The 13,917-nt window shown below is 61.2% G+C and carries 20 protein-coding genes; all 20 read left to right on the plus strand.

Translation table 11 applies throughout. The features are described 5' to 3' along the window. Positions 1 to 912, plus strand: a 912-nt coding sequence (locus B3849_RS15765; RefSeq protein WP_286780422.1) for a phage major capsid protein, incomplete at its 5' end; no start/stop codon positions are given. Between the two features lie 64 nt (positions 913 to 976). Further along, a complete protein-coding gene (locus B3849_RS15770) occupies positions 977 to 1,264 on the plus strand; it encodes a Rho termination factor N-terminal domain-containing protein (protein ID WP_278425600.1) in 288 nt (95 codons plus the stop codon). Between the two features lie 3 nt (positions 1,265 to 1,267). Then, a complete protein-coding gene (locus B3849_RS15775) occupies positions 1,268 to 1,603 on the plus strand; it encodes a head-tail joining protein (RefSeq protein ID WP_278425601.1) in 336 nt (111 codons plus the stop codon). Beyond that, the gene (locus tag B3849_RS15780) at positions 1,590 to 2,123 is read left to right on the plus strand and encodes a phage tail protein (RefSeq protein ID WP_132998313.1); all 534 of its coding nucleotides are present in this window, start codon (positions 1,590 to 1,592) and stop codon (positions 2,121 to 2,123) included. Before B3849_RS15775 ends, B3849_RS15780 begins: the two co-directional genes overlap by 14 nt. Continuing rightward, on the plus strand, positions 2,123 to 2,656 hold the full coding sequence (locus B3849_RS15785) for a hypothetical protein (protein WP_278425602.1): 534 nt from the start codon (positions 2,123 to 2,125) through the stop codon (positions 2,654 to 2,656). The genes B3849_RS15780 and B3849_RS15785 overlap by 1 nt, the downstream gene beginning before the upstream one ends. Next, positions 2,649 to 3,038 (plus strand): phage baseplate assembly protein V, encoded by a 390-nt coding sequence (locus B3849_RS15790; RefSeq protein ID WP_278425603.1) that lies wholly within the window; start codon positions 2,649 to 2,651, stop codon positions 3,036 to 3,038. Before B3849_RS15785 ends, B3849_RS15790 begins: the two co-directional genes overlap by 8 nt. Before the next feature lie 87 nt (positions 3,039 to 3,125). Next, entirely contained in the window at positions 3,126 to 3,431 is a 306-nt protein-coding gene (locus B3849_RS15795) for a GPW/gp25 family protein (protein ID WP_278425604.1), read from the plus strand. Beyond that, complete coding sequence (locus B3849_RS15800; RefSeq protein WP_278425605.1) at positions 3,428 to 4,330, plus strand: baseplate assembly protein; 903 nt, start codon at positions 3,428 to 3,430, stop codon at positions 4,328 to 4,330. Before B3849_RS15795 ends, B3849_RS15800 begins: the two co-directional genes overlap by 4 nt. Continuing rightward, on the plus strand, positions 4,323 to 4,781 hold the full coding sequence (locus B3849_RS15805) for a phage tail protein I (protein ID WP_278425606.1): 459 nt from the start codon (positions 4,323 to 4,325) through the stop codon (positions 4,779 to 4,781). Before B3849_RS15800 ends, B3849_RS15805 begins: the two co-directional genes overlap by 8 nt. 194 nt (positions 4,782 to 4,975) lie before the next feature. Next, the gene (locus tag B3849_RS15810; protein WP_278425607.1) at positions 4,976 to 5,491 is read left to right on the plus strand and encodes a phage tail protein; all 516 of its coding nucleotides are present in this window, start codon (positions 4,976 to 4,978) and stop codon (positions 5,489 to 5,491) included. Between the two features lie 12 nt (positions 5,492 to 5,503). Continuing rightward, positions 5,504 to 6,301, plus strand: coding sequence for a hypothetical protein (locus B3849_RS15815; protein ID WP_278425608.1), 798 nt, complete (start codon positions 5,504 to 5,506; stop codon positions 6,299 to 6,301). 12 nt (positions 6,302 to 6,313) lie between these two features. Beyond that, positions 6,314 to 6,715, plus strand: a complete 402-nt coding sequence (locus tag B3849_RS15820) for a hypothetical protein (protein ID WP_278425609.1) — start codon at positions 6,314 to 6,316, stop codon at positions 6,713 to 6,715. Between the two features lie 20 nt (positions 6,716 to 6,735). Further along, positions 6,736 to 7,221 (plus strand): hypothetical protein, encoded by a 486-nt coding sequence (locus tag B3849_RS15825; RefSeq protein WP_286780423.1) that lies wholly within the window; start codon positions 6,736 to 6,738, stop codon positions 7,219 to 7,221. Between the two features lie 56 nt (positions 7,222 to 7,277). Then, complete coding sequence (locus B3849_RS15830) at positions 7,278 to 8,459, plus strand: phage tail sheath C-terminal domain-containing protein (protein ID WP_278425611.1); 1,182 nt, start codon at positions 7,278 to 7,280, stop codon at positions 8,457 to 8,459. Beyond that, entirely contained in the window at positions 8,459 to 8,965 is a 507-nt protein-coding gene (locus B3849_RS15835) for a phage major tail tube protein (protein WP_278425612.1), read from the plus strand. Before B3849_RS15830 ends, B3849_RS15835 begins: the two co-directional genes overlap by 1 nt. A gap of 9 nt (positions 8,966 to 8,974) precedes the next feature. Next, positions 8,975 to 9,265 (plus strand): phage tail assembly protein, encoded by a 291-nt coding sequence (locus tag B3849_RS15840; protein ID WP_197145756.1) that lies wholly within the window; start codon positions 8,975 to 8,977, stop codon positions 9,263 to 9,265. Positions 9,266 to 9,385: 120 nt separating this feature from the next. Beyond that, positions 9,386 to 12,259 (plus strand): phage tail tape measure protein, encoded by a 2,874-nt coding sequence (locus B3849_RS15845; protein WP_278425613.1) that lies wholly within the window; start codon positions 9,386 to 9,388, stop codon positions 12,257 to 12,259. A gap of 2 nt (positions 12,260 to 12,261) precedes the next feature. Beyond that, complete coding sequence (locus B3849_RS15850) at positions 12,262 to 12,675, plus strand: phage tail protein (RefSeq protein ID WP_037963772.1); 414 nt, start codon at positions 12,262 to 12,264, stop codon at positions 12,673 to 12,675. Further along, positions 12,638 to 12,862: a tail protein X gene (locus B3849_RS15855; protein ID WP_132998300.1), complete on the plus strand. Its 225-nt coding sequence runs from the start codon at positions 12,638 to 12,640 to the stop codon at positions 12,860 to 12,862. The genes B3849_RS15850 and B3849_RS15855 overlap by 38 nt, the downstream gene beginning before the upstream one ends. Continuing rightward, positions 12,853 to 13,860 (plus strand): phage late control D family protein, encoded by a 1,008-nt coding sequence (locus B3849_RS15860; RefSeq protein ID WP_278425614.1) that lies wholly within the window; start codon positions 12,853 to 12,855, stop codon positions 13,858 to 13,860. Before B3849_RS15855 ends, B3849_RS15860 begins: the two co-directional genes overlap by 10 nt. Positions 13,861 to 13,917: the final 57 nt, after the last annotated feature.

A 13,917-nucleotide genomic window follows, 5' to 3' on the forward strand; every position in this document is an offset into this window, starting at 1 on the left:
GAAACGATGGGGCGCAGCTCCGAAGGGATCACAGTCCCCGTCGACGTCCTGACCCGCGCGCTGAATACGTCGACCTCCGGTGCCACGCCGGGCGACACAGGCGGGTTCTTGATCGATACCAACCTGGCCACGCAGTCCTTCATCGAAATGCTTCGCAACCGCGCCACGTTGCTGCAGCTGGGGACGCCGATGGGCGGCTTGGTCGGCAATCTGGATGTGCCTGGTCAAACCGGCTCGGGCAACGTGTTCATCGTCGGTGAAGACGAAGATGTCGGCGAGGGCAGCATGGACGCTGGGCTGGTCAAAATGAGCCCGACCACCATTGGTGTCTTTGGCCGGGTGACGCGTCGCATGATGCAGCAGTCTTCGATGGATGTTGAGCTGCAGTTCCGCAGTTCTTTGGCAACGGATCTGGCACTCGGTATCGATTGGTACGGCTACTATGGTGACGGCGTCGGGAATAACCCCCTAGGCATCTTGAACCACTCCGGTATCAACGCCGTGGCCTTCGCGGATATTCAGCCGACCTATGCGGAGATCATCGAAATGGAGAGCGAGGTCGCCCTCGACAACGCTCTAACGGATTCGGTGCGCTACGTGGGTAACTCCAAGTTCCGCGGTCACTGCAAGTCGACCGAGAAGTTTGCCAACTCGAATGGCCAGACGATCTGGGAAGACGGCGGTACCGTGAACGGGTCGACGGCCGAGATCACCAACCAGTTCGAGAACGGCGATGTGCTGTTTGGCAACCTGCGCGATGTCTACATCGGCCTGTGGGGCGCGCTGGATATCCTGGTCGATCCCTACACCCAGTCGCTGTCGGGGACGCGCCGCGTTGTGCTGCACCAGGACTTCGATATCGCCGCGCGCCGCACCGAGAGCTTCTGCCTCGGCCGCAAGCCGACGGCGTAACGATCTGAGCCGGCCGATCAGGCCGGTTCGCTCCCTCTGACCTCTTTAATCTTAGGATTTCAAAATGGCTGAAAAGACAGTGAAAGTTAAAATCACCTCCGCGATCGCGATTGCGGGCAAAATCAAAACGCCTGGCACCACGGTGGAGATCGGCGAGGATCTGGCAAAGAACCTGATCAACCGCGGCCGCGCCGAGCTGGCAAAGGGCAAGGCTGCCAAAGCTGAAGGCGATCTGGGCAAGATGAAGGTCGCGGACCTGAAGGTCATCGCGGCCGAGCTTGAGGTTGACGGGTATGACGGCATGAACCAAGCCAAGCTGATTGCCGCCATCGAAGAAGCGCGCGACGCGTAACCCATGCCCCATCCCGATTGGGAGGACATCTCCGCTTTTTTCGAGCTCGAGGAATTTGCCACCACGGCAAATATCACCAGAGGTTCGGAAAAGGTGGCAGATGTCCTTGGCATTTTTGACGATCCGAGCCAGATGGCGACCTTGGGCGAGTTCGAATTCGACGGCCCTGGGCCGCAGTTCGTTTGCCGCGAAGACGAGGTGTCGCAGGTTCTGCGCGGCGACACAGCCGTGATCGAGGGCCGCACCTTTGATGTTCTGGAAGAGCCACAGTTGGACGGTACCGGGATCGCCACGCTGATCCTCGCGGTGCCGAACGTGATCTACAATGCTGGCCTTTGACTTTGACGATGGTCAGCTCGACAAGATCGCGGCCGAGTATGCGGCAACGCCCAAACAGGTAGACCTCTCTCGATCGCGCGCGCTGAAGCGCACAGCCGCGACCCTTCGGCGTCTGGCATCCACTGGCCTGCAGACGGAGCTCGGGCTGCGGAACGCTAAGGCGCTGCGCCGTCGTCTGAAGGAGTACAAAGTGGGCAAGGGCAACAATGCGTTGAAGCTGTGGTTCGGTGCCAATGATCTGCCGGTGTCAGCGTTCAAAGGCCGGCCGCAAAAGGTCGATGGCGGGATCAAGTTTGGCGACACGATGGTCCACGGCGCGTTCTTTGCGAAGGTGGGCGGTAAGCGCAAAGTCATGCAGCGGTACGGGTCGAAGCGGTGGGCGATCGGCGAGGCGACGCTGTCTGTTGCTGATCGGATGATGATCTACCTCGAGGACGAGGTCTTTGTGGATATCGACAGCATCTACATGAAGCACTTTCTGGCAGAAATTCGGGCGCGCACAATCTTGGGAGTTGGATGATGGCTGAAGCACTTGATTTGGGCGCTGCCCTGGACACGGTTGTTGCCACGCTGGCGGCGGCGTTTCCGACCTTCAAGACAGTCGCGGCCGAGGATGAGACGCGCAGAACTTTAGAAGTACCGGCCATCATCATTCAGATGTCGGAGCTCGAGCCTGATCCCGACAAGGATCCACATACGGGCCAGTTTCCGTGTCTGGTGCGGATCGAGGCGCGCATTGTGCTCGGGTACCGGACACCCAAGGTGCGGCGCGAGGTGCTGAAGGCAGCCGGCGCGCTCGCGGCCGCGGTGCACAGTAACCGATTGGGGGTGGCCTGGGGCGCGGCCGCAGTCTTGGCTGTTGAGCCGGATGAGTTTGCGCCACAAGCGGACCAGTACGACGTTTGGCGCGTCGAGTGGGCCCATGCCGCGGATATCGGCTCGAGCTTCTTTATCGATGACGGCGTGACACCGACCCAGCTGCTGACGTCCCGGTCGCCGGATATCGGGCCTGCGCATGAGCAAGATTATGTGGCGGAGGGCGGCGATGTCTGAGTTCACCTTGTCGCAGCTGATGCAGGCCGTGGAGCGGATGATCATGGTGGCCACGGTCACGGCGCGCGATGGCGATCGGGCCAAGGTCAAATGGGCTGACGGGGCGGAGAGCGATTGGCTTAAGATTGCGCAGCTTGGGTCGGCAGAGCTGAAGTTCTGGATCCCGCCATCGGTCGGCACTCAGGTGGTGGTGCTTTCGCCTGGCGGCAATACTGCGCATGGCATCATTTACCCTGGTCCGTTCGCGGGTGGTGTGCCGGCTGGCAACTTTGCCGGCACGATCACCGGTGCCGGCGATGTCGTGGCGTCCGAGATCAGCTTGGTGTCTCATGTGCATGGGGGCATTCAGCCTGGGCCTAGCGACACCGGCTCTCCGAAGTAGCGCAGTGGGGAACCGCCAGAGGATCGCAGCGCGTGTCCTGTTCAATGTGGACGCATGTATGGGATCAGCGCAATCACAGGCCGTAAATTGGGCGGCATCGACCACCTCCGGCAATCCATCCGGGATATCCTGACGACTCCGATCGGGTCGCGGGTGATGCGGCGCGACTATGGATCCCGTTTGTTCGATCTTATCGATGCGCCGTATTCGTCAGCGACCAAACTGGCGATCATCGCGGCGACGGCCGAGGCATTGATCACATGGGAGCCGCGCATCGATGTGGACACTGTGACGCTTCGGACCTTTGAGCCTGGCAAAATCATCATTGATCTCAGCGGCCGCTATCTGCCCGACGGCCGCGAAGTCACCATTGCGGGGATCGAGGTCGGATGAGCGCGTTCACGGCAATCAATCTTGAGCGTCTGCCCGCTCCGGAGATCATCGACCGCAAGGACTTTGAGACGATCCTGGCGGAAATTAAGGCATGGCTGATCGCGCGCGATCCGAGCCTCGCGCCAATCATGGGGTTGGAAAGCGAGCCGATCACCAAGGTGCTTGAAGCATGGGCGTATCGTGAGCTGCTACTGCGCGCTGAAATTGACGATGCCGGCCGCGGCAACATGCTGGCGTTCGCAGGTGGGGCGCAGCTCGACCATCTGGCGGCGTTCTACGGGGTTGAGCGCGCGGTGATCCAGCCGGCCGATCCTGCGGCACTTCCGCCTGTGCCGGCCGTGCTCGAGGATGACGTCCGGTTCCGCTCGCGGGTGCAGCTGGCACTTGAAGGGTTCACCACGGCCGGTCCGCGCGGGTCGTATGTATTCTGGGGGCTGTCGGCCTCGTCCTTGGTGAAAGACATCAGCGTTGAATCTCCATCGCCTGGGCAAGTCCTGGTCACGGTGCTGTCGGATGACGGGGACGGCAGCGGGGATGCTGCACTGATCCAGACGGTGTCTGACAAGCTCAACGATGAGGACATCCGGCCGCTGACAGATCAAGTCATCGTGCAAGGCGCATCGATCGTACCGTATCAGCTTGAGGCCGTGCTGACGCTCTATGAGGGGCCCGATGCCGACGTTGTGCGTGCGGCCGCGGAAGCGTCGGTATCGGCGTTCGTTTGGGACCAGCACCGTTTGGGGCATGACGTCACGGTTTCTGGTCTGCATGCGGCGCTGCATTTGGCGGGTGTGCAGAAGGTGACCTTGGTCAGCCCCGGCGCTGATTTGGAGATTGATGCGTCTGAGGCTGCCTATTGTACGTCGGTATCCGTAACGGTCGGGGGGCGTGATGTCTGATCTGCCCACCATTTTGCCGCCAAATGCGCAAGAGACTGAGCGCGAGCTAGAGCAGCTGTCCGGCCGCTTGCTCGGATTTGGCGATCCGATTGCCGGCCTGTGGGACGCATCGCTATGCCCCGAGCATTTGCTGTCCTATTTGGCGTGGGCATTCTCTGTTGAGGTTTGGGACAGCGGTTGGCCTGAGAGCCAAAAGCGCCAGGTGCTGGTCGACGCCGTGCAGGTTCACCGAGCCAAGGGTACGATCGGGTCTGTTCGTCGCGCGCTTGGGGGCATCGGATTTGAGGCCGATATTGCGGAGTGGTTCCAGTATGGCGGCGATCCTCATACGTTCCGGATCGATGCTTACGGGGAAGATGTATTCGCGGCCGGGATGTCGATCGACGTCAGCTTGCTCACGCTCATTACATCGATCCTGGTCAATCTTAAGCCTCAGCGCTCTCATTTTTAGCTCCGCATTGGGGAGCGGTTCGATACGGATGTGTATGCCCGGTCTGGCGCGCGCGGTCGTACGAGCTCCGATCTAGCCCATGACCCCAATCCCCGGACGCGCGTTTCGAGCGGGATCGCGCGTATGCGGGTCGTGTCGCGGTCGCGCCAGATCAGCACAGTTTACCATGATATACAGCCAAGGGATGCCGCCTAATGCCCACCACCATTCTCACCGATATCGCCGAGGCGAAGATCACCCAGGCCGCGGGCTCAGGGTCGCAGGTCGCGATCACGCATGTGGCGTTGGGGGACGGCAACGGGGCCAGCTATAGCGGCTACTTCGACCAGACCTCGTTGCGACGGGAACGTATCCGGGTGCCGATCGAGCGCCGACATATTGTCTCGCCGAACGCTTGGCGCGTGAAGGCCGAGTTTGGGGCTGACACTGTTGCCTTCGATGTGCGCGAGGCTGGGTTCTTTGACGCCGACGGGGATTTGATCGCGCTCTGCACGTTCCCTGCAGCCGAGGTCCGCCGTACAGGCGCGATTGTCTATCTTATCGACCACGTTTTGAACTTTAGCCGGGTCGCGGAAGGGCTCATCATCGTTGATGCCCCAGATGATGATGTGTTCGATCACGTGGTCATCGATCTTGAAGCGCAGGCGCTCACCTATTCCACCCAATACGATCTGCAGATGGCCGTGCGCGCGCTGCAGGCGGCAACCTAAGAGGACGAACCTATGAGCATTAACGATATTAACAATGCGGCGGCCGCGATGAACCAACTAAAGGCGCGGTATGAGGGCTTTCTGAATGATGCTGACGCTCAGATTGCGGTGCGTCAGGCTGCCTACGATAATCTCTCCGCTGATTTGAAAGGGATTATCCGGACCGAGCTGACAAAAGAGCTTTACGTAGACAACACCGTCGCGGTGCCTTCTGGCTCAAGTTACCAAACTCTTGCGCAGGCCCTAGGAGCTTTGCCCCGTGGATCGTTTGCAATTATTCGCCTGAGAACCGGTCAGGTGCATGAAATTAATTCCCATATTAACGTCGGGGGGATCACCGTTGATATCGGTTATTACGGACCTATTGCTGATGGGAAGCCGATCATTAAACACAACGCCGGGGTGGACGGCGGAAGCAACGTGATGTGGGGATATACTGGTCATAGTTGTTCGGTCACGATCAACGGTTGCGACATTGAACTTCCTACTGAAAAGGCGGACCCGAACCTCACATGGCTCAACTCAAGGCGATCTGTTTTTAGCGGGGCGCGGGGTCGGGAGCGGTTTGCGGGGTTTCAGACTTGTACAGTTACGGGTGGAATGGCGGACGTAAATCTTGGCCTCATCACTGTGTACGAATCTGGATATGCGTCTGTTGGGCTTTTCGTGGTCACTCTAGATGGGCCTATCTCCTTAATCGTTTCAGCACCTTCAGGCGCATTCAGTGTTCGTAAAACCGCGTTCACCCTTGCCAACGGCGCGACGGAAACTGACGGCGGCACGTTGGGCACCAACTATCTCTCAAACTAAGGGGCATTAAAGATGCAATTTGATATTTCCCATGAAGGGCGAACCACTCTTTCTGTCGATCGTGATATGGCCGTGGCGTTGGGATACCCAGAAAGTGCTATTGCAGAAGCCGAGGCCGGTATCCGCGTGTCAGTGGTCAAGGCTGAGTGCCGCCGTCGGATCTATGCGGCAGCTTCAGCTGAAACCCAAATGAATATGGCAACCGCGGCGGCAGTCATCTCTGCAAAAGAGGCCAGCGAGCGAACCGAAGACGAGGCCTCGATCTTGTCGGGGCTCGATGACGCGATCGGGTGGGTGGCGCAAATGCGTGGCCGCGTAGCGGAGCTGACTGAGGATGCTGCGCTTGATATCGCAGATGACGCCAACTGGCCCCCATTGCCGGATGGCGCGCGCTACGTCGTCGATAAGTTCTGAGCCAGCTCGAGTTTGATCCCATGATCGCTTTGGCTTTCTACAAGGGGCGCGGGCAGCTGCTCGATCGGGTGATCCGTTGGGTCACCCGTTCTTCGTTTAGTCATGTCGAAATACTGCGCGCGGTGCCGGCAATGTCTGTCGAGGGTCCACAAGCGCGCGCCTGGTCATCAAGCGGCCGTGATGGCGGGGTGCGGGAGAAGTCGATCACGTTCAAGCCGGGGCATTGGGAGTTCGTCGCTATTCCCTGGGCTGGGCCCGCCGCGATCGACCGGGTGATCGCCGAGATTGGCAATCCATACGACTATGCCGGCTTATTGGCGTCACAGGCGCTGAACCTGCGCCGGCATCGACGGGACCAGTGGTTCTGCTCTGAAATCTGCGCCCATGCTCTTGAGCTGAGTGCACCGCAGGAGCTGTCGCCAGGTGGGCTTTATTGCCGTGTTTTAGAAATGAACCGCGCCTATCTCGCCGGCTGGTCGCGCGCGGGGGAACCGCCAGAGGATTGAGCCGCGGTGCGGTGGAATGCTTGGGGCAACAGTTCACATCCGCAAGCGAGGTCACTATGGCATTTCTTCACGGCGTCGAGGTCATCGAGATCGATGCAGGTCCACGTCCCATTCAGACGGTCAAGTCATCCGTCATCGGCATTGTAGGCACCGCGCCCGACGCCGATCCTGATGCCTTCCCCCTAAACACACCGGTCTTGGTCGCCGGCTCGCGCAAAGAAGCCGCGGACCTGGACACCGTCGGCACCGCGCTCGGCACCTTGCCGGCCGCGATGGACGGCATCTTCGACCAGATCGGCGCGGTCGTCATTGTTGTGCGGGTTGAGGAAGGGGCTACTGAAGCTGAAAGCCTCGCCAATGTGATTGGTGGTGTGAACGCGGTTGATGGCAACTTCGAAGGTGTACATGCCCTGGTCGGTGCTGAGAGCGTTGTCGGGTTTTCCCCGCGCATCTTGATCGCGCCTGGCTTTACCCACCAGCGCCCCGAAGGCAACGCCAACCCGGTCGTTGCGGAGCTGCAGGGCATCGGTGACCGCTTGCGCGCTGTTATCATCGCCGATGGCCCCAACACCAACGATGCTGACGCGATCACCGCGGCCGGCGACTTCGGGTCGGACCGCATCTATCTGATCGATCCGTGGCACAAGGTTATGGTCGGGTCCGATATCGTGTCAGTGCCGGCTTCGTCCCGCGTTGCCGGCTTGATTGCCAAGGTGGATAACGACACTGGCTTCTGGGCATCGCCATCCAACAATCTGCTGGGCGGCGTGATCGGAACCAGCCGGCCGGTTGACTTCAAGCTGGGCGATGCGAGTGCGCGCGCCAATCTGCTGAACGAGGCCAAGGTTGCCACAACGATCCGCCAGAATGGCTACCGTCTCTGGGGCAACCGGACCCTGACCGACGATACCAAGTGGATCTTCCTCAGCGTTCGTCGCACGGCCGACATCATCAACGACTCGCTGCTGCGCGCCCACCTCTGGGCCGTCGATCGGGGCATCACCAAAACCTACGTCTCGGACGTAGAGGAGAGCGTGAATGCCTACCTTCGGGATCTGGTCGCGTTGGGCGCGATCCTTGGCGGGCGGTGCTGGGCCGACCCGGACCTGAACTCGGCCGCAAATATCCAGCTCGGTAAAGTGTTCTTCAACTTTGATTTTACCCCGGTCTATCCGGCCGAGCATATCACGTTCCGTTCGCACCTGGTGAACGACTACATCGAGGAGGTGTTTAACTGATGGCTGCTGAAGATATCCTGAAATATCTAAATCTGTTCGTTGATGGCCGTGGCCATGCGGGCAAGATCGAGGAATACAGCCCCCCCGATCTGACGGTTTCGACAGAAGAGTTCCGCGGGGGCGGCATGGACGCGCCTATCGATCTCGACATGGGCCAAGAGAAGATGACCACGTCCTTCGTGCTCACCTCCTACGATCGTGACGTGCTGTCCCTTTGGGGCATCAAAGACGGCTCGGTGGTTCAGCTGACGGCGCGCGGGTCGCTTGAAAGCCTGGATGGCACCAAGACGGCCGTGGCGCATCACATGCACGGCAAGATCATCTCGTTGGCGCGCGGCACCTGGGGGTCGGGGGCGAAGCCGTCACTGACCTTCACGGTGAGCCTGCGGTACTACCGCGAGGTGCACGGTGGCGTCGATATCAACGAGATCGATGTCGTCAATATGGTGCGCAAGGTGCGCGGCGTGGATCAGCTCGCCGAGCACCGCGCAAACATCGGCCTGTAAGGAGCTTTCATGGACAATCAAAATAAGCCGGCTTGGCTGGTCGAAAATGACGACGGGTCGCTCACGATCAACTTTGAAAGCCGGCCCCCGAAGATCGACGGGACGGAAGTCAAAAGTCTGAAGATGCGCGAGCCGTTCGTTGATGATCAGCTGGCTGCGGATTCGGCGGGGTCCAGCAGCGCGCTTTCTGAAATCGCGCTGATTTCCAACCTGTGTGAAATCTCACCGGAAGCGGTGCGCTCGATGACGATGCGCCAGTACAGCCGGCTGCAGACGGCGCTCTCGGTTTTTATTGGCTGACCCGTGAACAAGTCCGGGCGGGGTCACTTCGGCTCGCCCGGCACACCGGATGGGCCGAGCGTGAAATCATGGCCATGCCGGTCAGTCGTTTCATCTGGTGGATAGAAGGCCTACCGAAGAATGAGTAAAAACCAACGCCTAAACGCAACGATTACGATCGGCTCGGTTCTCGAGCAGTCGGTCAAGCGCAACATGGGCTTCCTAAAATCTGGGCTTTCCCAAGTTGGCGATGCGATCAAGGGTGTCGAGCGCCGGCAAAAGGAGCTCGATCGCCAGCGCAACGTTCTGCGTAAGCAGGGGCAGTCCGTTGAGCACCTCGATCGTGAGTATGAAAAGCTCGAGCGGACGCTTGTGGATCTGCGTCGCGCCCAGGAGCGATGGAACCGCGCGGCCGCGGCGTCGCGCCGTGTCGGGTCCACCTTCAGTAACATGGCATCTGGCATCGGCCGGAACGCGCGACAGATCGCGATCGGCGCGACCTTGGCCGGTGGTGCGATTTTTGGCCTTGCCAATTCGACAGCGGATCTCGGCGATAACGTTGCCAAGACGGCCGACAAGCTGGGGATCGGCTTGGGCGCGCTTCAAGAGCTGCGCTATGCGGCCGAGCGGTCAGGGGTCGCCACGGGCACCTTCGACGGCGCTTTGGAAAAAATGACCAAGAACATCGGTCTGGCGCTCGAGGGGACCGGGGCCCAGAAGGACGCGCTGGACGCTTTGGGGCTGTCGGCCGGCCAGCTCGCCAATCAGCTGCCGGAAGAGGCGCTTGCCTCGATCGCAGACAAGCTGCAGGGGGTCGAGACGCAGGCGGAAAAGGCAGCACTCGCAAACGATCTGTTTGGGCGATCGGGTATCGGTCTGCTCAATATGCTGAAGGACGGCTCTAAGGGGCTCACGCAGCTTCGCGAGGATGCGCGGCGCACCGGTTATGTGCTGTCGGATCAGGCTGCGCGGGATGCCGAAGTGTTCAAAGACACGCTGCTGGATACGCAGCTGGTCATGTCCGGCCTGAAGAACACGGTCGGCTCAGCACTGATGCCGGTGGTGACGCGCTCCATGCGCCGCATCGGCGACGCTCTGATCGGCAACCGGGCTGAGGTGGAGCGGTGGGCCAACGGGTTCGCTGATGGCGCTGAGAGGGCGCTTCCGGTCATTGGTGAGATTGCGTCGGGCATCGGTGCGATCGGGTCCGTGGTCTGGTCGGTCACCGAGGGCACGGCCGATATGATCGGCGGCTGGGAAAACTTCGGGATGGTGGTCGGGGCGGTCCTGGCGTCGCGCACGATCGTGCGTGTTGCCAAGTTTGGGGGCGCAGTGTTCAGCCTCGGCCGCGCCATGCTGTCTCTGGCCGCAGCGTCGCCGATCGTCGTTGGGGCGATCCGGGCGATCGGGTCTGCCCTGGTCATGAACCCGATCGGGGCGGCAATAGCCGTCATCGCGGGCGGGGCCTATCTCATCTACCGGAATTGGGAGAGCGTCGCGCCCTGGTTCAAGGGTCTATGGGGCGATGCGAAGGGATATTTCCAAGGGTTCGGCAACTTCGTCGGTGGCGTCTTTTCCGGGGATATGGAGCGCGCCGAGAAGGGTGTCCGGGCGATGTGGGACGGCACCACGTCGTTCTTCGATCGGACCTTGAGCGGCATCGGTGCCGTATTCTCTGCGACTTATTCAAATCTCATTAAGCCGGCCACGGATGCGATGGGGATCACGGGGCCAATCGAGGCCGCGTGGCAGCAGGTTGGCAGCGTGTTGGGGCCGGTGCTGTCCGATATCGGGTCTTACTACTCTGGCCTGGGCGATGTGGTCGCTGGTGCCTTTTCCGGTGATATGCAGCGCGCGTCCGATGGGCTCGGGCGGATGTGGAAGTCGGCGCGGTCTGTCATGGACGGGATCCTGGGCGGCATCGGCGACAGGTTCCGGTGGATCTATGACAATGTGATCAAGCCGGTGACCGATGCGATGGGGGTGACCGCGCCGATCGAGCGCGCCTGGTCGACCCTTTCCGGTGCGATCGACACGACGCTCGGTGCGATCGGGTCCGTCTTCGACACGACCTGGTCTGGGCTGGTGAAACCGGTCCTCGATGGGCTGGCTGCGACCGGTGGCATCGGGGCAGCGTGGGAGGCGGTCAAAACCGCCATTGATCCTGTGCTGACCTGGATTGGCGACAAGTTCACCACGCTGATGACCTTGATCAAACCGGTGATCGAGGCGTTGAAATGGGGCTATGAGAACGCGCAGCGCGCCGGCAATGCGATCGGCTCGGCCGTAGGCTCTGCGGTGGCCGCGCGCGTTGAGCCTGGCAAAGTGTCTGGGCTTGGCAACACGGCGTCAAATGACAACGCGGCACCGATGACCAGCTCGGCCGCAGAGAAGCTATACGGGATCAAACCGCAGAAGAACGCCTTGGGCGGACCCTTCCGTCCTGGCTGGCACCTGACGGGCGAGCTCGGTCCGGAGCTCAAGTTCGAGAACCGCTCGGGGTACGTGGCGAACAATCGCGCCATGCGCCAGCTTGCCGGCTATGCCGATCGTGTCGGTTCTGTGTTCAGCCCGGCCGCGCGGCCGGTAAAGGATCGAGGCGCGCGCGTTCTGGATAAGCTGCGTCGCAACAGCTCGGGTGCGCGGCCGGTCAGCGATCGAGGAGCCCGTGTCCTGGACAAGGTGCGTCGCAGCATCCCGCGGGTGGGTATTCCTGCGCAGCCGGAGCGGCGCATGGGATCCGCTCCTCTTACCTCGAGTGAACGCAGTCAGTTGCGCCGACCTGATGTCGACGGCATGATGGCGCGCATCGAGGCCGTGTTCTCCCAGACGGCCGCGCCGGCTCTGGCAGCAGCTCCTGCGCAGGCATCGCAATCCGTCACCAACCACTACACGATCAATGCGCCTGGGGCTGACGCTCATGAAGTCTTGCGGCTCCTGAAGCGTGAGGAAAAACGCAACGCCGGCAACGGTCTATTCGATCGCGCGCCGGCCACGGGGCCGTTTGGGAGATAACGATGGCAGAAGTCATGATGCAGCTCGGGTTCTTCCAGTTCTCCCTGGATAACGCAGCCTACCAGCGGCTCAGTCGATCGGCTGAGTATCGGTGGGCACGTCAGGCGCGGATCGGCACCAACGATGCGCTGCAGTTCACCGGCCTGGGCCCGGAGACTGTGGAGCTCGAGGGCGTGATCTATCCCCACTTCCGGGGCGGGCTGAAGCAGATCGATAAGATGCGCACACAGGCCAGCCTCGGGCTGCCACTGCCGTTGGTGTCTGGCATCGGTAAGGTGCTCGGCCTGTGGGTCGTGGAAGGCGTCACCGAGGGGCAGGAAGTCTTTGCCTCGCAAGGCATCCCGCATCGGCAAGAGTTTACAATGAGGATGGCAAGATATGACGGCGGTGTCCGATCTCTACTTCGTTTCTTCTGAGGGCGATGTCCTGGACCAGGTTGTGGCCGCGCACTACGGGGACACTCTGGGCGGCAAGGTGGAGGCGGTTCTTGCCGCTAACCCTGGCCTGGGCGCGCTGGGCGCTGTGCTTGATCCTGGCATTCGGATACTGTTGCCGGATTTGGACACCTCAGAACCTTCTGAAACGGCGCAGCTATGGGGCTGATGGATTTCCGGCCGTTGGTCCAGGTCACGATCAACGGGGTGCCGCTGTCGGGGTTCGTGTTCTCGCAGCTGAGTTCGGTGCGCGTGTCCGACACGGCCGGCTTCATCTCCGATACTGCTGAGATTACTTTCGCCAATACCTCGCCGCTGTCGCGCTTTGCAATGCCAGAGCCGGGAGCCGAGGTCGCGATCGCCCTGGGATATCTCGGTGAATTCTTGCAGATGGGGCTTTATATCGCCGATGAGGTCGAGGAGAGCTCGCCCCCTCGTATGATCACGGCCGTTTGCCGTGCTAAAGCCCAAGGCGAGACGCAGAGCGGCTTTGCCCCGATCAGCCAGCAGAAGTCTCGGTCGTGGCCAGCCGGCATGACGCTTAAAGCGATCGCCACCACCATTGCCGGTGACAATGGGCTCGAGCCGGCCGTGACCGAGGCCGCAGGCTCTATCGTGCCTGGGCACATCGATCAGCTGGATGAAAGCGACCTGTCGGTTCTGACGCGGATTGCAGTGCTGCATGACCTTGTGGCGAAGCCGGCCGGTGGCGTTCTTTATGTCGGCCGCAGGGCGGAGGGGGTGAAAGCCTCGGGGCAGCCAACGGCGACAGTGGTGCTGCAGGAGGCAGATGTCACCCGCTGGTCGATGCGCCGGGGGCTCAGTGAGGCGACCGGTACAATCATCGCCACCTATCGGGATCTCGAGAAGGCCGAAGATGTAGAGGTGAAGGTCGGTGACGCGGAGCCGGTGCGCCGGCTTCGTCAGCGGTTCCGCACTGAGGAAGAGGCGCGCGCCGTCGCGACGGCCGAGTCGCGCCGTGCCGGCCGCGCAAAGGAGACGCTCGAGGTGGAGCTGCCGGGGAACCCCTCAATCGCGGCCGAGGGGCGCTTGATCCCGATCGGGTTCAGCGCGGCTGCATCCGGCGTTTGGGTCGTGAAAACGGCGACACATGAAGTCTCCGAGGGCGGCTATCGTACGATGGCCCAATGTGAGCGGCCGGAGTAGGGAACCCGCCAGAGGCTCCTAAGCGTCCCCAAGGGCATGTTGGCATGAAATGTCTGC

This window comes from Sulfitobacter sp. UBA4523, from assembly GCF_002388305.1.
Taxonomy (GTDB): Bacteria; Pseudomonadota; Alphaproteobacteria; order Rhodobacterales; family Rhodobacteraceae; genus Sulfitobacter; species Sulfitobacter pontiacus.